19 protein-coding genes are annotated in these 19,294 nt (G+C 44.2%); 18 read left to right on the top strand and 1 reads right to left on the bottom strand.

Annotated elements, in window-relative coordinates; translation table 11 throughout:
• Positions 1-8 precede the first annotated feature (8 nt).
• The 9 genes from ACHBGV_RS01455 (at position 9) to ACHBGV_RS01415 (ending at position 7,819) form a co-directional block, all read left to right on the top strand.
• Entirely contained in the window at positions 9-425 is a 417-nt protein-coding gene (locus ACHBGV_RS01455) for a F0F1 ATP synthase subunit epsilon (RefSeq protein WP_105111680.1), read from the top strand.
• A gap of 62 nt (positions 426-487) precedes the next feature.
• Positions 488-718 (top strand): DUF1146 family protein, encoded by a 231-nt coding sequence (locus ACHBGV_RS01450; RefSeq protein ID WP_105111681.1) that lies wholly within the window; start codon positions 488-490, stop codon positions 716-718.
• A 14-nt stretch (positions 719-732) separates the two neighbouring features.
• Positions 733-2,016, top strand: coding sequence for a UDP-N-acetylglucosamine 1-carboxyvinyltransferase (murA, locus tag ACHBGV_RS01445; RefSeq protein ID WP_394735498.1), 1,284 nt, complete (start codon positions 733-735; stop codon positions 2,014-2,016).
• A complete protein-coding gene (locus ACHBGV_RS01440; protein ID WP_394735497.1) occupies positions 2,009-2,200 on the top strand; it encodes a DNA-directed RNA polymerase subunit beta in 192 nt (63 codons plus the stop codon). Before murA ends, ACHBGV_RS01440 begins: the two co-directional genes overlap by 8 nt.
• Before the next feature lie 28 nt (positions 2,201-2,228).
• Positions 2,229-3,062 (top strand): DNA/RNA non-specific endonuclease, encoded by an 834-nt coding sequence (locus tag ACHBGV_RS01435; protein ID WP_105111684.1) that lies wholly within the window; start codon positions 2,229-2,231, stop codon positions 3,060-3,062.
• A gap of 252 nt (positions 3,063-3,314) precedes the next feature.
• Positions 3,315-4,361 carry a phenylalanine--tRNA ligase subunit alpha gene (gene pheS / locus ACHBGV_RS01430; RefSeq protein WP_105122208.1) on the top strand — a complete coding sequence of 349 codons (1,047 nt, stop codon included), beginning with the start codon at positions 3,315-3,317 and terminating at the stop codon, positions 4,359-4,361.
• Positions 4,362-4,575: 214 nt separating this feature from the next.
• A complete protein-coding gene (locus ACHBGV_RS01425; protein WP_125265549.1) occupies positions 4,576-5,097 on the top strand; it encodes a GNAT family N-acetyltransferase in 522 nt (173 codons plus the stop codon).
• Between the two features lies 1 nt (position 5,098).
• Positions 5,099-7,498, top strand: coding sequence for a phenylalanine--tRNA ligase subunit beta (gene pheT, locus ACHBGV_RS01420; protein ID WP_394735496.1), 2,400 nt, complete (start codon positions 5,099-5,101; stop codon positions 7,496-7,498).
• A 54-nt stretch (positions 7,499-7,552) separates the two neighbouring features.
• Positions 7,553-7,819: a DUF2087 domain-containing protein gene (locus ACHBGV_RS01415; protein WP_394735495.1), complete on the top strand. Its 267-nt coding sequence runs from the start codon at positions 7,553-7,555 to the stop codon at positions 7,817-7,819.
• Positions 7,820-7,839: 20 nt separating this feature from the next.
• On the opposite strand, the gene ACHBGV_RS01410 is transcribed toward ACHBGV_RS01415, so the two are convergent.
• Entirely contained in the window at positions 7,840-8,142 is a 303-nt protein-coding gene (locus ACHBGV_RS01410) for a hypothetical protein (RefSeq protein WP_394735494.1), read from the bottom strand.
• Between the two features lie 135 nt (positions 8,143-8,277).
• On the opposite strand from ACHBGV_RS01410, the gene ACHBGV_RS01405 reads away from it, so the two are divergent.
• From ACHBGV_RS01405 to ACHBGV_RS01365, 9 genes are all read left to right on the top strand, one after another.
• The gene (locus ACHBGV_RS01405; protein WP_105112007.1) at positions 8,278-8,670 is read left to right on the top strand and encodes a PaaI family thioesterase; all 393 of its coding nucleotides are present in this window, start codon (positions 8,278-8,280) and stop codon (positions 8,668-8,670) included.
• A gap of 101 nt (positions 8,671-8,771) precedes the next feature.
• Positions 8,772-10,139: a H2O-forming NADH oxidase gene (gene nox / locus ACHBGV_RS01400; protein WP_105112006.1), complete on the top strand. Its 1,368-nt coding sequence runs from the start codon at positions 8,772-8,774 to the stop codon at positions 10,137-10,139.
• Between the two features lie 121 nt (positions 10,140-10,260).
• On the top strand, positions 10,261-12,537 hold the full coding sequence (gene pcrA / locus ACHBGV_RS01395) for a DNA helicase PcrA (protein ID WP_394735493.1): 2,277 nt from the start codon (positions 10,261-10,263) through the stop codon (positions 12,535-12,537).
• A gap of 642 nt (positions 12,538-13,179) precedes the next feature.
• The gene (locus ACHBGV_RS01390; RefSeq protein WP_257105035.1) at positions 13,180-13,512 is read left to right on the top strand and encodes a YbgA family protein; all 333 of its coding nucleotides are present in this window, start codon (positions 13,180-13,182) and stop codon (positions 13,510-13,512) included.
• A 217-nt stretch (positions 13,513-13,729) separates the two neighbouring features.
• Positions 13,730-14,806, top strand: a complete 1,077-nt coding sequence (locus ACHBGV_RS01385) for an aspartate-semialdehyde dehydrogenase (protein WP_394735492.1) — start codon at positions 13,730-13,732, stop codon at positions 14,804-14,806.
• Between the two features lie 86 nt (positions 14,807-14,892).
• The gene (locus ACHBGV_RS01380) at positions 14,893-15,261 is read left to right on the top strand and encodes an ACT domain-containing protein (RefSeq protein WP_172073506.1); all 369 of its coding nucleotides are present in this window, start codon (positions 14,893-14,895) and stop codon (positions 15,259-15,261) included.
• Positions 15,262-15,269: 8 nt separating this feature from the next.
• The gene (gene dapA, locus ACHBGV_RS01375; protein ID WP_394735491.1) at positions 15,270-16,205 is read left to right on the top strand and encodes a 4-hydroxy-tetrahydrodipicolinate synthase; all 936 of its coding nucleotides are present in this window, start codon (positions 15,270-15,272) and stop codon (positions 16,203-16,205) included.
• A gap of 187 nt (positions 16,206-16,392) precedes the next feature.
• Positions 16,393-17,721, top strand: a complete 1,329-nt coding sequence (locus ACHBGV_RS01370) for an FAD-dependent oxidoreductase (protein ID WP_394735490.1) — start codon at positions 16,393-16,395, stop codon at positions 17,719-17,721.
• Positions 17,722-17,732: 11 nt separating this feature from the next.
• Positions 17,733-19,202: a helix-turn-helix domain-containing protein gene (locus ACHBGV_RS01365; RefSeq protein ID WP_394735489.1), complete on the top strand. Its 1,470-nt coding sequence runs from the start codon at positions 17,733-17,735 to the stop codon at positions 19,200-19,202.
• The last annotated feature ends 92 nt before the right edge of the window (positions 19,203-19,294 follow it).

Genomic DNA, 19,294 nt, shown 5'->3' with positions numbered 1-19,294 from the left:
GGTGGCTTATGGAACAAATGACTGTTCAAATCGTGACACCTGATGGTATCAAGTATGACCACCATGCAGCTTTTATTCTGGTTAAAACTCCTGAAGGAGAAATGGGTATCTACCCTGGCCACGAAGAACTGATTGCTGTACTGGAAATTGATGAAATCAAGGTTCGTCGTATTGACGATGAAAACCACGTTGACTGGATTGCTGTCAACGGTGGTATTATCGAGGTAAATAAAAACCAGATTACGGTCGTTTCGGATTCTGCTGAGCGGGAGCGGGACATTGATATTAGTCGGGCTGAACGGGCTAAATTGCGGGCCGAGCGTGAATTGCAAGAAGCGCAGACGACCCAAAATGCTGACTTGGAGAAACGGGCGACCGTTGCCCTCCAACGGGCTATCAACCGTATCCGTGTAGGGAAACACTAATAATAACTAGGAGACTGGACTTAAGTTCGGTCTCTTTCCTTTTTTCGTGGTATAATGGAAACATGGTGACATCAATTTTACAATTATTAAGTCATATACTTTTTATCTATTTGGCCCATCATCTTCTGGTGACAACCGTTGATTGGGCACGTTGGCTCAAGGTGACAGGAGACAATCAGCCAAAAATTAACTTGCTGATTTTATTTCTTGCAATTGCCCTGGGCTACCTGGTATCGACCTTCTTCCTGGAGTTAGTAATCATAGGTCGGTCTTTCAGTACGAATTTTGCATAAAGTAGAGGAATTTCATGGATAAAATTATTGTTCGAGGTCAGAAAGCTGCTCTCAAGGGTCAGGTTGAAATCGAAGGGGCTAAAAATGCAGTCTTGCCACTCTTGGCTGCTACTGTTTTAGCAAAAAATGGTCAATCTCGTTTTACCCAGGTACCGATTTTGTCTGATGTTTATACCATGAATAATGTGGTTCGTGGTCTCGGTGTTCGTGTTAAGTTTGATGAGGAGACTAAGACGGTCGATATTGATGCGACCGGTAAGTTGAGCTCAGAAACCCCTTACAAATACGTCAGTCAGATGCGGGCTTCGATTGTTATTTTGGGCCCAATTTTAGCGCGAAATGGCTATGCCAAGGTGTCTATGCCTGGTGGCTGCACCATTGGTAGCCGGCCGATTGACTTGCATCTCAAGGGTTTGCAGGCCATGGGCGCAAAAATCAAGCAACGAGCTGGTTATATCGAGGCGACAGCTGAGCGTTTGCAGGGGACAACGATTTACCTTGATTTCCCAAGTGTCGGCGCTACTCAAAACCTGATGATGGCTGCTACTCTAGCCAATGGAACGACTGTCTTGGAAAATGCTGCGAGAGAGCCAGAAATCGTTGACTTGGCTAACTTCCTCAATAAGATGGGGGCTAAGGTCAAGGGAGCTGGTACGGAAACGGTGACCATTCACGGTGTGGAGGAATTGACTGGTGCAGAGCATCCTGTTGTTCAGGACCGTATTGAGGCAGGTACCTTTATGGTGGCTGCTGCTATTACTGGTGGTGATGTCCTGGTCAAAGACGCCGTCTGGGAGCACAATCGACCCCTTATTTCTAAAATGCTTGAAATGGGTGTGGAAGTGACAGAAGAGGATGCAGGTATTCGTGTGCGTTCGCAGATTGAACAACTCAAGCCTGTGACGGTCAAAACCATGCCACATCCAGGATTTCCTACGGACATGCAGGCTCAATTTACGGCTTTGATGGCCGTTGCCAAAGGTGAGTCAACCATGATTGAGACTGTTTTTGAAAATCGTTTCCAGCACCTGGAAGAAATGCGCCGGATGGACGTTGTTTCAGAAATCTTGCGAGATACAGCGATTATCACTGGTGGTCAGCCAATTCAAGGTGCTGAAGTTATGTCGACTGATTTGCGGGCCAGTGCTGCTCTGATTCTAGCTGGACTTGTTGCTGAAGGTGAAACTATTGTTGGCCGTCTCAGTCATCTGGACAGGGGCTACTATCGTTTCCATGAGAAATTAGCTAGATTGGGAGCAGATATTGAGCGCGTGAGTGGAGAAGTAGAAAATGGATAAAGAACAGTTTGGGTATATCAAAAAACAATTATTGATTGTCTTGCTGGTCATCTTGACCATGTTCCTTCTGTTTGCAGTGGGCTTGATGATTGGCTATGGCGTCATTGGTGATGGTGACAATATTTGGTCTGTCCTTTCGCCTGAAAAATGGCAGGAATTGATTAATAAATTTACAGGGAAGTAGGGTAGCCTACTTTCTTTTTGGAGAAATGATGAATAATAAAACGAAAAAACAGGCGACTAGTTTGCTGAGCCTGCTGGTGACTATTTTGGTGGTCGGCGGAGGTTACTTTTTTAATCAGCCGTCATCTACAAGTCAGGATTTGTCCTACTATGTCAATCAGTCCAGTGCAAGTCAATCAACACCCGACAAGGAGTTGGCGTCCAGTGTATTGACGGATGAGGCCAAGAAACAACTGGGTGGCTCGATCCAATGGAATGGGGCCGGTGCCTTCATTATCAATAATAATAAAACCAACTTGGATGCGTCAGTTTCCAGTATGCCTTATGCGGATAATAAGACCAAGCGGGTGCAGGGCGAGGAGATTCCAACTGTCGCTAATGCCCTCATGGCTAAATCTACGCGTCAGTACAAGGACCGTGATCAGACAGGCCAAGGGCGAACCTCCTGGACGCCGGCTGGTTGGCATCAGGTTCATGATTTGCCAGGAGAATACGACCATGCGGTGGACCGTGGGCACTTGCTTGGCTATGCCTTGATTGGTGGCTTAGACGGATTTGACGCCTCAACCAGTAATCCCAAGAATATTGCCACTCAAACGGCCTGGTCCAATCAGGCCTATGAGGATTATTCTACTGGGCAAAACTACTATGAAACAAAAGTCCGCCGGGCCTTGGACAAGAACAAACGTGTCCGCTACCGTGTCACACTGATCTATGCGGATGATGATGACCTGATTGCTCTAGGAAGTCACCTGGAGGCTAAATCGTCAGACGGTAGCCTGGAATTCAACGTCTTTGTGCCAAATGTTCAGAGTGGACTCAGTATCAACTACCACAGTGGGGAAATTACTGTTAACGAATAGAATATTATTTGCAAAAATACTGAATCTTTGGTAGAATGAATAGTAATTGAATAGAAGTCTGTGAGACTAGTACACCTATGGAAACTGCCCAGGGAGTTGAGCCGTGACTGCAAGCTCAATCAGTGAAAGTTGGTCGAATTCACTCACGCAAGGACTTAGAATGAAGGTCTGCAGAGGCAGATGAAAACGGATGGTACCGCGTGACAACGCTCCGATGTGGGTGGTGTCATGCTTTTTTTTATTGGAGGAAAGATGTCAAATACTATTGAACAACAGCTGGTGGAACTCCGCCAATCTACACTTGAAAAGTTAAAGGCTATTAGCCATGAAAATGAAAAGGCCTTGCAGGATTTGAAGGTCGAAGTTTTGGGTAAAAAAGGTTCTCTGACAGACCTTTTGAAGGGGCTGAAAGACTTGTCTAACGACATGAAACCAATCGTTGGTAAGCAGGTCAATGAAGTACGTGATGTGCTGACAGCTGCCTTTGAAGAGACAGCTCAAAAGGTTGTAGCGGCAAAAATCCAACAACAATTAGCATCAGAAACCATTGATGTGACCCTGCCAGGTCGTCAGGTCAAGGTCGGAAAACGTCATGTCTTGACCCAAACTTCGGAAGAAATCGAAGATATTTTCTTGGGTATGGGCTTCCAAATCGTTGACGGATTTGAAGTGGAAAAAGACTACTACAACTTTGAGCGCATGAATTTGCCAAAAGACCACCCAGCGCGTGATATGCAGGATACTTTCTATATTACCGAAGAAATTCTTATGCGGACTCACACTTCGCCAGTCCAAGCTCGGACCATGGACCAGCATGATTTTTCAAAGGGAGCGCTGAAAATGATTTCTCCGGGGCGTGTATTCCGTCGTGATACGGACGATGCGACCCACAGCCACCAGTTCCACCAGATTGAAGGATTAGTTGTCGGTGAAAATGTATCCATGGGTGACCTCAAGGGTACGCTTGAAATGATCATCAAGAAAATGTTTGGTGAAGAGCGTCAGATTCGCCTACGTCCATCATACTTCCCATTCACTGAGCCTTCTGTTGAGGTGGATGTTTCCTGCTTCAAGTGCGGTGGTGACGGCTGTAATGTATGTAAGAAAACAGGATGGATTGAAATTCTCGGTTCCGGCATGGTCCACCCACAAGTATTGGAAATGAGTGGCATTGACTCAAGCAAGTACTCTGGATTTGCCTTCGGTCTTGGTCAGGAACGCATTGCCATGCTCCGCTACGGAATCAACGATATCCGTGGATTCTATCAAGGCGATGTACGCTTTAGTGAACAATTTTGATTCGGTACTCCTTATTGCTGACGTAGTCAGCTATTAAGGAGACGGGAATCGCTATAATGCGACTTCCCTAGCTTCCTCACTAGTTTTTCAAGCGGAAAGTGTCGTTCCGCTTGAAAGTCGTCGTAATTTAGGTAGTTTGTTAGGTGTTCAGTACGAGAAATGGTAGCTGTTCTAGCGGTTTACCTAGTCCACTTAGATAATGAAAGGCATTGAGATGCAGATAGATTCGATACGTTTGGAAGAGGTTTCCGTTTTGCAGGAGTTGGCCAAGCAGACCTTTGCTGAAACCTTTGCCCATGATAATGATCCAGAGGAACTGGAAGCATTCTTCGAGGAGGCTTATTCCGTGGAGGTTTTGACAAGGGAGTTGTCTGATCCCGATTGCCAGCATTATTTTCTGAGGATTGGTGATCAGGTGGCTGGTTATCTCAAGCTCAACCAAGGTCCTGCCCAGACGGAGCAGGAGTTGGAAAATGCCTTTGAAATCCAGCGTATCTATCTCTTAAAGGCCTATCAAGGTCAGGGGTTGGGTAAGAAACTTTTTGAGTTTGCTTTGGAAAAAGCAGAGCAGTCAAGCTGTGATTGGGTCTGGCTGGGAGTTTGGGAACATAATTACAAGGCTCAGAAATTCTATTCCAAATACGGATTTGAAAAATATGGCCAGCATGAATTTGCGGTCGGTGATAAGATTGATGTGGATTGGCTATTAAAGCGGCCTTTGCACCAGAAAGGATAATATGTTAGTAAGTTACAAATGGTTAAAAGAACTGGTTGACTTTGATGCGACAAGTCATGACTTGTCTGAAAAAATGTCAACAACAGGAATTGAAGTAGAAGGGGTTGAGCAAAAGAGTGCTGGCCTTTCTAAGTTGGTTGTCGGTCAGGTTGTGTCTGCTGAGCCAATTCCAGATACCCACCTCAACATCTGCGAGGTCAATGTGGGCGAAGAAATCACGCAAATTGTTTGCGGTGCTCCAAATGTGAAAGCTGGTATCAAGGTGATCGTCGCTCTGCCAGGAGCTCGTATCGCTGGCAACTACAAGATCAAGAAAGGCAAAATCCGCGGAGTTGAGTCCTTGGGGATGCTCTGCTCATTGAGCGAAATCGGCGTGTCCGACTCAGTTGTGCCAAAGGTCTATGCGGATGGAATCTACCACCTGCCAGAAGATGCAGTGGTGGGTGAGCCAGTCTTTTCATACCTAGACCTTGACGACGAGATTATCGAGCTGTCCATCACACCAAACCGTGCCGACGCCCTCTCCATGCGTGGCGTGGCTCATGAAGTGGCAGCTATCTATGACAGCAAGGTCAACTTCAAGCCTGTGGTCTTAGAGGAAAGTGACAAGAAGGCCAGCGATGTGATTGAAGTGGCCATTGAGTCAGACAAGGTGCCTGCCTACACGGCTCGTGTCATCGAAAATGTGACCATCGCACCAAGTCCACAATGGTTGCAAAATCTGCTCATGAACGCTGGCATTCGCCCGCTTAACAACGTAGTGGACATCACTAACTATATCTTGCTTTACTTTGGTCAGCCAATGCACGCCTTTGATTTTGACAAGTTTGACGATAAGAAAATCGTGGCTCGTCAGGCAAAAGAGGGTGAGAGCCTGGTAACTCTTGACGGCGAAGAGCGTGACTTGATTACCGATGACATCGTGATTTCCGTTGCGGACAAGGCAGTTGCCCTCGGTGGTGTTATGGGTGGTGCTAATACAGAGATTGACAATAGCTCTAAGACCGTCGTGCTGGAAGCTGCCCTTTTTGACGGCAAGTCTATCCGCAAGACCTCAGGTCGCCTCAACCTTCGCTCTGAGTCCTCTTCTCGATTTGAAAAGGGCATCAACGTAGCGACCTTGACGGAGGCTATGGACACAGCAGCTGCTATGATTGCGGAACTGGCTGGCGGTCAGGTCTTGTCTGGTATCGTTTCAGCAGGTAGCGTGGACACCTCTGATGTTCCCGTTACAGCGACTATTAACTATGTCAACCGTTCGCTTGGTACCAGCCTTGATTATGACCAAATCGCTGATATTTTCCGTCGTTTAGGTATGGAAATAACTGGCGATGCAAGTCAGTTTACTGTCGCAGTACCACGTCGCCGTTGGGACATTCGCATTCCAGCAGACTTGGTAGAGGAAATCGCACGTATCTATGGGTATAATAATCTACCGACCACTCTTCCGAAAGAGGACGGAACAGCAGGTGAGCTAACCCTGACCCAGAACATCCGTCGCCAAGTGCGTAGCCTGGCAGAAGGTGCAGGTCTGACAGAAATCATTTCCTATGCCTTGACAACGCCTGAAAAGGCTGTGGAGTTTGCGGCTCGTCCAACCACAGTCACTGAACTAATGTGGCCAATGACCGTTGACCGCTCAGCCCTTCGTCAGAACATGGTGTCTGGTATGCTGGAAACAGTAGCCTACAACGTGGCTCGTAAGAACAAGAACTTGGCTCTTTACGAAATCGGTAAAATCTTTGAACAGTCTGGCAATCCAAAAGAGGACTTGCCACAAGAAATCAATAAGTTTGCCCTTGTCTTGACTGGTTTGGTGGCTGAAAAAGACTTCCAGACACCTGCTGTGCCCGTTGATTTCTTCCATGCCAAAGGAATTTTGGAAGCTATCTTTGCTCATTACAAGTTGGCAGTTGACTTTGTGGCGACTAGTGAGATTGCTGCCTTGCACCCAGGTCGTACAGCTGAAATCCATTTGAATGGGGCAGTTATCGGCTTTGTCGGTCAGGTACATCCTCAAACGGCCAAGGACTACGGTATTCCTGAAACCTATGTGGCTGAAATCAATCTGGATGCGATTGAAGAAGCCCTCCAGCCTGCTCAGCCATTTACCGAAATCTCCAAATTCCCAGCGGTTAGCCGTGATATTGCCCTGCTCTTGAGCAGTGATGTCAAGCATCAGGATGTCTTGGATGCCATTGCTGGTGGCGGCGTGAAACGCTTGACCAAGGTGACCCTCTTTGATGTCTATGCGGGTAGCAATATTGAGGCCGGTAAGAAGTCTATGGCTTATAACCTGACCTTCCAAAATCCTGCGGATAACCTGACGGATGAGGAAGTGGCTAAGTACATGGAGAAAATCAGTAAGGCTTTGGTAGAGCTTGGTGCTGAAATTCGTTAATTTGTAAATATTGTGAAATCCTAGCCTGCGGGCTGGGATTTTTGGGAGGGTGATATGAATGTTCAAGATATTCAAGAAAAATTTTTCCGAGAAGGGAAGTTGCTTGTCATTCCGAAGAAATTAAAAAGTAAGCAGGTCTTGTTTGCATACTTACAGGAGGAATTGGCTAAGAAGGGCTCGACATTCACCGAAAAAGAAGTCAATGCCTTTCTAGCTGAGATTTACGATGACTATGCAATTTTAAGACGCTACTTGGTGGACTACGGCTACCTGTCGCGTGACCAGTATGGTTTGGAATACAGGATAGAAGAAAAGAGATGATTGCGGTCATCTCTTTTGTCTTACAAAATAAAGGGTTCAATCTTCAATTCGACTGCATCACCGTACTTGACCAGTAAATCCTCTGCCAGGGGATGATAAAGTGCTCTTAGTTGTTCAATCTTGTCAGGGAATTGCTTGCCGATGTAGTCAAATTTACATTCTACGGTGTGAAAGAGTTGGTGGAAGAGCTCGTTGATGGCATGAAGTCTAGCAACCATCTCCTCATCCCCTTCCAGCCATTCAGGGATTTCGACACGGTTGTCGACAAAACCATCAATCAATTTTACAGGGAAGGACCCGTATTCTAAGACAAATTCGTACATAGTTGTTCTCCTTGAGTTTTCCATATTTTAGCACAATCCTCACAAAATGGGTAGAAAGTTGATTGTTGATATAGTAAGTATTTGCAAGAAAGGATTTTTTCCCGTAAAATGGAGAAAAAAACACGAGGAGTAAACATGGATAAATATCATATTCCACCGGTTTTGGTGTTTGAAAATTATGAGTTGGTTGAGGTCTCAAATGGTCGAGTGGTCATTGAGACAAGAGTAGTTGAGTCTTCCTTGAATATTTATGGCATGACCCACGGAGGTTATCTGTTTACCTTTTGTGATAATGTTGCTGGACTGGCTGTTTTCTCTCAGGGATACAAGTGTGTGACCCTCCAGTCCAATGTTCATTTTACAAGGGCGGGCCATCTGGGAGACAAGTTGACTATCACGGCAGAAATTGTTCACGATGGTCGTTCAACCAAGTTGGTAGAAGCAGTTGTTACCAATGAAAAAGGTCAAAAATTAGTCAGAGCTAGCTTCACCATGTTTGTGACGGGAACCTTTGAAGAAGAATCTTAAAATTTTTGTGATTTTATGAGCATTATTTTTGAAATCGGTAACAGTCATGTGTATAATGGATAGTGTAAAAAAATATATTTTCGAAAGTGAGATTTTCCATTATGGCTAAAATCGTCGTTGTGGGTACAAACCACGCTGGTACTGCATGTATCAAAACAATGTTGTCAAACTACGGTGCTGAAAATGAAATCGTAACATTTGACCAAAACTCAAACATTTCTTTCTTGGGTTGTGGTATGGCACTTTGGATCGGTGAACAAATCGATGGTCCAGAAGGTCTTTTCTACTCAGATAAAGAGCAATTGGAAAGCATGGGCGCAACCGTTCACATGCAATCACCAGTTGTAGACATTGACTTCGAGAAAAAAGAAGTTACTGCAATTGTTGACGGTAAAGAGCACGTAGAATCATACGAAAAATTGATTCTTGCGACTGGTTCACAACCAATCATCCCACCAATCAAAGGTGTGGAAATCAAAGAAGGTTCAACTGACTTTGAAGCAACTCTTGAAAACCTTCAATTTGTTAAATTGTACCAAAACGCTGAAGACGTTATTAACAAGCTTGAAAATCCAGACATTAACCGTGTAGCTGTTGTTGGTGGTGGTTACATCGGTGTTGAGCTTGCAGAAAGCTTTAAGCGTAAAGGTAAAGAAGTTGTTCTTGTTGATATCGCTCCAACAGTTATGGGTGCATACTATGACCGTGACTTTACTGAAATGATGAACAAAAACCTTGAAGAAAACGGTGTGAAATTGGCTCTTGGTCAAGCTGTTCAAGCTGTTGAAGGTGACGGTAAAGTTGAGCGTCTTGTGACTGATAAAGAAACATTTGACGTTGACATGGTTATCATGTGTGTAGGCTTCCGTCCTAACACAGGTCTTGCTAAAGGTCAATTGGAAACCTTCCGTAACGGTGCATGGATCGTTGACAAGAAACAAGAAACAAGCATGAAAGACGTTTATGCAATCGGTGACTGTGCAACTATCTACGACAATGCTCGTCAAGATACAAGCTATATCGCTTTGGCATCAAACGCTGTTCGTACAGGTATCGTAGCTGCTCACAACGCAACTGGCCATGAGTTGGAAGGAGTTGGTGTTCAAGGTTCAAACGGTATCTCAATCTTTGGTCTTAACATGGTTTCAACTGGTTTGACAGAAGAGCGCGCGAAAGATGCTGGTTTCAACGCAGCAGTAGCGTCATTCACAGACCTTCAAAAACCTGAATTTATTAAACATAACAACCACGAAGTAGCAATCAAGATTGTCTTTGACAAAGATACACGTGTAGTTCTTGGTTGCCAAATGGTATCACGCGAAGATATGTCAATGGGTATCCACATGTTCTCACTTGCTATCATGAAACAAGTGACAATCGAAGAGTTGGCATTGATGGATCTCTTCTTCTTGCCACACTTCAACAAGCCATACAACTACATTACAATGGCAGCACTTGGTGCGGAATAAGCTTAATTGATAAAATAAGGTCCAGAGTTTTCTCTGGGCTTTTTTACTGGTCTGACATTTCGTAAATGAAGTATATTTTGGTATAATGGAGAGTAATTACATTTTGAGAAAGTATGAGAATATGAACCCTTTATTAAACGGAATGAACGATAGACAGGCGGAGGCTGTTCAGACAACGGAAGGTCCGCTCTTAATTATGGCAGGTGCGGGCTCAGGCAAGACTCGTGTTCTAACCCACCGCATTGCTTATCTGATTGATGAAAAAATGGTTAATCCTTGGAATATTTTGGCCATTACCTTTACCAATAAGGCTGCGCGGGAGATGAAGGAGCGGGCCTATGCGCTCAATCCTGCTACGCAAGACTGCTTGATTGCCACTTTCCACTCCATGTGTGTACGGATTTTGCGTCGGGATGCGGATCACATTGGCTATAACCGTAACTTTACCATCGTAGATCCGGGTGAGCAACGCACGCTGATGAAACGGATTTTGAAAGCTCTAAATCTGGACCCGAAAAAGTGGAGTGAGCGGACCATTTTGGCAACCATTTCCAATGCCAAGAATGATTTGATTGATGATGTGGCTTATGAGGCGCAGGCAGGCGATCTCTATACGCAGATTGTTGCCAAATGCTACAAGGCTTATCAGAAAGAACTCCGTCAGTCAGAGGCAGTCGATTTTGATGACCTAATCATGTTGACGCTCCGCCTATTTGACCAAAATCCTGACGTCCTGACCTACTACCAGCAGAAATTTCAATATATCCATGTCGATGAGTACCAAGATACCAACCACGCCCAGTATCAGCTGGTCAAACTCTTAGCGTCACGCTTTAAGAATATCTGTGTGGTCGGTGATGCGGACCAGTCCATCTATGGCTGGCGTGGGGCGGATATGCAAAATATCTTGGATTTTGAGAAGGATTATCCAGAAAGCAAGGTGGTTTTGCTGGAGGAAAATTACCGCTCGACCAAGACAGTCCTTCAGGCAGCCAATGAGGTTATTGAGAACAATCGCAACCGCCGTCCGAAGAAGCTGTGGACGCAAAATGCTCAGGGAGATTTGATTACCTACTATCGTGCGCGCGATGAGGGCGATGAGGCGATTTATGTTGCCAGTCAAATTGACCAACACCATCGTGAAGGCAAGCCTTATAAGGACTTCGCCGTTCTTTACCGGACTAATGCCCAGTCTCGTACCATTGAGGAGGCCCTGCTCAAGGCCAATATTCCTTACACTATGGTGGGCGGGACCAAGTTCTATAGCCGTAAGGAAATCCGAGATGTGATTTCCTATCTGAATATTATTGCCAACCCTGCAGACAATATTTCTTACGAGCGCATTGTCAATGAACCCAAACGCGGAGTAGGACCGGGAACAGTCGATAAGATTAGGGACTTTGCGACGACGCATGCCATGTCCTTGCTTGAAGCATCACAGGATATTATGCTGTCTGGTGTCAAGGGTAAGGCTGCTCAAGCCGTTTTTGACCTTGCAACCCTGCTATACAATCTCCGCAATCGACTGGATGAGATGACAGTGACCGAATTGGCCGAGGTGGTCTTAGATAAGACTGGCTACCTCAATGCCTTGGCTGTACAAGGAACGATTGAGGCCAATGCCCGCATTGAAAACATTCAGGAATTTCTTTCGGTGACCAAAAATTTCGATGAAAAAGAGGTAGAGGAAGAAGAGACAGGGGTGGATAGACTCAGTCGATTCTTGCTGGATTTGGCCCTGATCGCTGATACAGATGACGGCGACAAGGAAATGTCGGAAGTCACGCTCATGACCCTTCATGCGGCCAAGGGCTTGGAATTTCCAGTTGTCTTTCTCATTGGTATGGAGGAAAATGTCTTTCCTCTCAGTCGTGCAGCGGAAGAAGAAGCTGAGTTAGAAGAAGAGCGCCGTCTGGCTTACGTTGGCATCACCCGTGCCGAGCATATTCTTTATTTGACCAATGCCAATTCCCGCCTCTTGTTCGGTCGGAGCAATTACAACCAGCCTAGTCGTTTTATTCGTGAGATTTCAAGTGATCTCTTGGATTATCAAGGTCTGGCCCGTCCTGCTAATACCAGCTTTAAGGCTTCTTATGTCAATGGCAAAGCGACCCAGTTTGGACAAGGGATGAGTTTGCAGCAGGCTCTCCAAAGTCGGAAATCTTCTGTGCAACAGTCCACTCGATTTGGGGGGACCATGCCTTTTGCTAGCTCCAATCCATCTAGTTCAGCCACAACATGGTCCGTTGGCGACATTGCTGTCCATCGAAAATGGGGTCGCGGTACTGTACTTGAAGTTTCAGGATCGGGCAGCAACCAAGAACTCAAAATCAATTTTCCAGAAATGGGTCTGAAAAAAGTTTTGGCCAGCCTAGCTCCGATTAGCAAGGAGGACTAGTGTGGAGCCAACTATTTGTTTGGATTGTACTAGCTGTTACCATAGTTTTATTAAGTCTATCCCCCATTCTCATCTATGTGTTTTACTACCTTAGCAAGCGGAAAAGTGAACTCTGTACTGCAAAGGTGACAGGCTGTATTAAAGACTACTCATTCATGTCCTACAATGGCCTTATCCTGCCTGTCGTGGCTACTGGGTGAGACAAAGCTATTATTGGGCTGTTGGTCCACATTTCCAATCCTGTCGATACGTCACGGTTTTAACACCCTTATCATGCTTGGTAACGGGACAGCATATAATTTGCTAGATAGAAAATATTTACCAGATTCTTTAATTATTTATCGAAATAAGAATAGTCTGTTCAGTCTAACGTCCAGTTCTTTGCTGGACCTTTTTCCATTGGTTCTAGCGTCGATGTTTACTACAATCCACTTAAGCCAAAGCAGCCCTACGTCCATCGGCATATTACGATTTTGTCCAAAGGTTTAGTGTATTTGCTGATAGGATTGCATTATTTATATATGGTGGTCTGTTTGGGTCTGTGGCTGGCGATGGTCTAGGTTTGACAAATAGGAGGAGGTGACAAGGGTGACAAATCTCAAGTACTTTCAGAAGAGATGGGCAAGAGAGAAATATCTGGTCATGGCTCATTCTCAGCATCATTATAATGCCTTGCGTCAGCTTTTTAAGGGAAATGTTTGGTCAGTTGACAAAGAACTTGAATTTGAACGTTTGCTAGCGGAGGCTTTAGCTCACAATCCTAGTATAAAAACTTTGCGCACTGCCTATCAGCATATTTGGGGTTATTTTAAAAAGTGTGCAAGTGATGAAGAAAGGGAACGCTTCAAGGAATTGGACCTATTTCTGGAGAGTCATGCCCAGGAAATGCACGAGTTTTTGAAGTGTATGACTGACAAGTACCGGCTGCCCTACCTGCTCCAGAGTCGGATAATGCAAGTGGACAAAATACAATAAGGCAGTTATGACTTGTTTTGGGTCATTTCTGTCTTTTTTGAATGGTGATAAGCACAAGTCGAAATCGTATGACAATTTACTCAGTCTAGTGTGGAATTTTCGGCAGATTGATTGTAAATTTAGCACATTCCAGCTTTTCATTCAGGAAATTTGTGGTATAATTATGAAATAACAAATTTTTAGAAAATTTTGAAGAATTAACCTAAAGGAGATTTCTATGGCTTATGTAGTAGCTGTTGTTGGTGCAACTGGTGCAGTTGGTGCCCAAATGATAAAAATGTTGGAAGAGTCAACACTTCCAATCGAGAAAGTGCGTTTCCTTGCTTCTGCCCGTTCAGCAGGCAAGACCTTGCAGTTTAAGGGACAGGACATTGTCATTGAAGAAACAACAGAAACAGCCTTTGAAGGAGTGGATATTGCCCTCTTCTCAGCTGGTGGTTCTACATCTGCCAAGTACGCTCCTTACGCAGTAAAAGCAGGAGCTGTAGTGGTTGACAATACCTCTTACTTCCGTCAAAATCCAGATGTACCGTTGGTTGTTCCTGAAGTTAATGCACACGCGCTTGATGCCCACAATGGTATCATTGCTTGTCCAAACTGCTCAACTATTCAGATGATGGTTGCATTGGAGCCTGTTCGTCAGAAATGGGGCTTGGAGCGGATTATCGTATCAACCTATCAGGCAGTTTCTGGTGCTGGTATGGGAGCAATCTTGGAAACACAAGCTCAGCTTCGTTCTGTCTTGAATGATGGCGTGGAACCAAAAGCGGTAGAAGCAAATATTCTTCCTTCAGGTGGCGATAAGAAGCACTACCCAATCGGTTTCAATGCGATTCCACAAATTGACCTCTTCACTGAAAATGACTACACTTATGAAGAGATGAAGATGACCAGAGAAACCAAGAAAATCATGGAAGATGACAGCATTGCCGTTTCTGCAACCTGTGTCCGTATCCCTGTCTTGTCTGCACACTCTGAATCTGTTTACATTGAAACCAAAGAAATTGCACCGATTGATGAAGTCAAAGCAGCTATCGCAGCCTTCCCAGGTGCTGTTTTAGAAGATGATGTAGCCAACCAAATTTATCCGCAAGCAGTCAACGCAGTTGGTAGCCGTGATACTTTCGTGGGTCGTATTCGTAAGGATTTGGACAAGGAAAACGGTATTCACATGTGGGTTGTTTCTGACAACTTGCTCAAGGGTGCGGCATGGAACTCTGTTCAAATCGCTGAAACTCTCCACGAACGTGGTCTTGTTCGTCCAACTGCAGACTTGAAATTTGAGTTGAAATAAAATCATCTATTACCTCTTATCCAAGTTACAAGCTTGTCTAACCAAACAGCCAGATCCTTGCTATTTTAGGAAGTAGATATAAACAAATGAAACTTAAAATTATTAAAGGTAATTTTTCAGTTTGTAAACTCGAAGATTATTCAAAGATTAACTTGACTAGTTCTTATGTTTTTATCGGTAAAACGGATGAAGAAAACTCACTGGTTTGTCTGAGTCAAGAAGTTCCTGATAATGTTATAGAAGAGGACAAAGATTGGATAGCTTTTCGTGTTGTAGGGGTACTTGACTTTTCATTAGTAGGTATCCTTTCACAGATTAGTCAAATATTAGCAGAGGCAAAAATCAGTATCTTTGCAGTATCTACTTTCAATACTGATTACATACTTACTAAAGCTAATAATTTCCCAGCAGCTATTGAAGTTCTTCAGAAAGCTGGATACGAATTTATTGATTAGGAGGTTCTATGTCTATTCAAGATTTACGAGATGTAAAAATCATTACGGCTATGATTACGCCCTTTAAAGAAGATGGTGCAATTAACTATGATGTGTTGCCAGAATTGGTCGAACATTTGTTGGCTCATCATACCGAAGGGATTTTGTTGGCAGGAACAACTGCTGAAAGTCCAACCCTTACACACGCGGAAGAATTAGAATTGTTTGCAGCCGTGCAAAAAATCGTTAATGGTCGCGTTCCTTTGATTGCTGGTATCGGTACCAATGATACTCGCGACTCCATCGAGTTCGCTAAGGAAGTAGCTGCTTTCGGTGGATTTGCAGCAGGTCTTGCCATTGTTCCTTATTACAATAAACCTTCTCAAGAAGGCATGTACCAGCACTTCAAGGCTATTGCGGATGCTTCTGATTTGCCAATCATTATCTACAATATCCCAGGTCGTGTCGTGGTCGAAATGACGCCAGAAACCATGTTGCGTTTGGCGGAGCATCCAAATATTATCGGTGTTAAAGAGTGTACCAGCCTTGCTAATATGGCTTACTTGATTGAGAACAAGCCTGAGGATTTCTTGGTGTATACAGGTGAGGATGGAGATGCCTTCCATGCTATGAACTTGGGTGCTGATGGTGTAATCTCAGTTGCTTCCCATACCAATGGCGATGAAATGTTTGAGATGTTCACAGCCATTGAGCAGCAAGATATCCGAACAGCCGCAGCCATTCAACGCAAGTTTATTCCCAAAGTTAATGCTCTATTCTCTTATCCTAGTCCTGCACCAGTCAAGGCAGTTCTCAATTACATGGGATTTGAAGTTGGACCACTCCGCTTACCATTGGTACCTTGTCCAGAAGAAGACGCCAAACGCATTATCAAAGTCGTCGTTGACGGCGACTACGAAGCAACCAAAGCCACAGTGACAGGAGTTGTTAGACCGGATTATTAAAAATGTCCGGGGGATATTTTTAACCCGAGCAAAGATAATTAGGGCATCAACTGCCATTTTCGACCTTTTATTTAAATTTATTCAAGCACATCATAAAATAGGTGTGCTTTTTTGTTTGGATGTGTAAACCTTTTCAATAAGAATTTGCCTTGTCAATGCTATAATGGAGGAGAAGGGAGGAAGCGGGATGAATATTTTGATCATTGGTGCTTCATTCGCTGGTTTGACAGCTGCAATGGAATGCCAGAAACGCTATCCACAAGCGATTATTTATGTGATTGACAAGGAAGAAAGTACAGGCTACTTTCCCAATGCACTCAATTGGAAAGTAAAAGGGGAAATTTCAAGCTGGGAAGAAGCGAGGGTTGGCTATTTTGAAGGGCTAGAGCAGTCGGCCGTTCATTTCTTACTTGGATGGGAATGCATTTCTATAGAAGCTGTATCTAAAAAAATAAGACTAAAAAAAGAAGAAAGCATACGGGAATTATCCTACGACTATCTCATTTTAGCTATGGGTGCTCAACAAGTTTGGGGACACCAGTCGGTTGATCTATCGGAAAAGATTTTGACAAGTAAATCTATTGGAGAAGCTAAAAAGAGTTTCGAAAAGATTGAAGGGGCCGGAAGGGTAACAGTCATAGGAGCTGGTCAAATTGGTCTTGAAAGTTTGGAGGCTCTCAGTCGTTCATCCATTAAGATCAGGTTGATTGAATCACAAGAATGGCCCTTAGCCAAATATTTCGATCAAGAAATGGTCGATTTTATCTGGGGAGAGTTTGACCGAATTGGACTCGACTATCATTTTTCGGAAACAGTTAATGAAGTTAACTTGGATGAGATAGGTCAAGTCCAGTTACGCAGTTTGCAGGGAACATATCATTCGGACTTGGTGCTTTTGGGTACCAACTTTAGACCCCATACAGATTTGGTGGAAGGACTAGTGGACCTGCATACAGATGGTAGTATTCTGGTGGATGAGTATCTTGAAACCAGCCAAGCTGGAATTTTTGCGGTAGGGGATTTAATTCGGATGCCTGTTACCATGTTTGGGCAGGCCTACCTGCCCATGATCAACCACGCTATGTTGACAGGGCGTCTGGTTGCTGAAAATCTACTGGTTAAGCAGAAGAGCTTAAAGCCTGTTCAACGCATTGTCTCCACCCATGTGTTTGGCTATAATCTGACTAGCGTAGGATTGACAGAAAGGGAAGCAAACCTGTGGTTAGACACAGACACTATTCGCATCCGTCATCCATTCAGTCAATGGGATAAACATGAAATAGACTTTAAAATGGTAGTCAGTCGAAGAGATGGACGTATTCTTGGTGGTCAATTGGTATCTTCCTCTGACCACATGGCACAGATGAATGTATTGGCACTAGCTATTTCAAAAAATATGACAGTTGAGGACTTGTTACAAGAATCCTGGCTTTGTTTGCCTGGTAGAACCGATCTGCAACCATTCATTATGGAAGCAGCCAATCAGTATTTGTGGCAAAAAAATGACCAAGAATAGGTGGTGATTGTGTGCATATTCTAGACTTATTGGAAAAACGTGAACGCGCTATTTACCAGCTCTTTCTTCTCTTGCGCAAGTCCGTTACACCTATTGGAATAAAGGAAGTTGCCCAGGAGCTCCATCTGTCTAAATCTACCTTGTTACGCTATATAGAAAGTTTCTCTGAAGAGGTTGAAGAGGGCCAGTTTGGTCTAGTTTTTCAAATTAGAGAAGAAGAAATTGTCTTACAACGCGGAGCTAATTTATCCAGACAAGACCTGTTTGCCTATCTCTTTAGAACTAGTATCAAGTACCAGATTTTACTTTATTTTTTTGATAAAAATGAATGCTCCATCCCCATGCTAGCTCAAGATTTATTGCTGAGTGAAGCTACTTTGAACAGACACCTTTCGACATTAAACAAAGTCCTGAAAGAGTTTCAGGTGAGCATACGGAACGGTCGTTTGCGGGGTAGTGAGTTGCAAATTCGCTATTTTTATTATCAATTATTCTGGCTGACCAGGCCTTTCAAGGAATTAGAACAAGATCGGGTCTTTAGGGAGCAACTTGCTCATCTGCCGATTTTTGAACGCTTTTATCAATCACAATTTAATCCTCGACAGGCCCATCAGTTAGCTCTCTGGTTGATGATTGTTCAGAAAAGAATGCGATTGAAGGATTTGGATTTCCAGGCAGTTTATCAGTTAATGGCTCCCTATGAGCAACATAAATTTTACCGTCACCTACGCCAGCTCTTTTTAACCTTACGCCAGCAAGCTTCCGCTTCCTTTCAAGAGGGAGACGCCATGTCTGTTTTTGCCTTCTTGTTTAGTCAAGGGATAGTGGCAGCCCATCAATTAGAACAGGTCTTGGGCTTCGGTGGACCCATTATGGAAGCAACTAGTTGGGCCTTTCAACGGGTAAAAATTCTCTTGAAGACAGATTTGACAGTGGAAGAAGGCGAACTCTATCATCTCAATCAGGTCTTTAGTCAGCTCTATTTTTTCACTTCCTGCATCGATAGTGGCTTTGATGAGTTGGCTAGCTATGATACTTTCATGCAAGAGGCTGCTTCTAGTATCTTGCACCATGTATCTGAGGAGATTTTTGGGCGAAGGCAAGCCCCAGCCACCAGCCATTTGCTATCTTTGACACAATTATTTTCATATTTTATGCAGGTGGAGCCAACCATGGTGAAAATTGGGTGGGCATCCAGTTATCCGTCTGTCATTAGCTCTCCCATTTTACATGTCTTATGTCAGTCCTTAGAACGAAATCGGTCAATTCAAATCGAGCCTGTCCAATCAGACCAATCTTATGATCTGGTTATTTGCCATGATTATCCTTGGCAGCAAGATCCATCTTTTCAGATCTATGGATTGCCAACTGATCAGGAGTTGAAGGATGTAAAGAGCCTTATCCAGACCATTCAACAGCGCAAGTTAGAGCAGTCTAAACGGTTGGTCGAACGCAAGCAGTTTCGGATTGAACGGCGGTGATAAACTTTCTAGTTTCGAAAGTTCTATAATGAAGTTAGCCACCCCAACCTAGCCAAAAAACAGCTGTTTCAACTGGTTCAGCTGTCTGTTCT

The sequence above is a fragment of the Streptococcus sp. A34 genome, assembly GCF_043674115.1.
GTDB lineage: Bacteria > Bacillota > Bacilli > Lactobacillales > Streptococcaceae > Streptococcus > Streptococcus suis_V.
The sequence above is the reverse complement of the archived record's forward strand: the minus strand, read 5'-3'. Positions and strand labels throughout refer to the sequence as shown.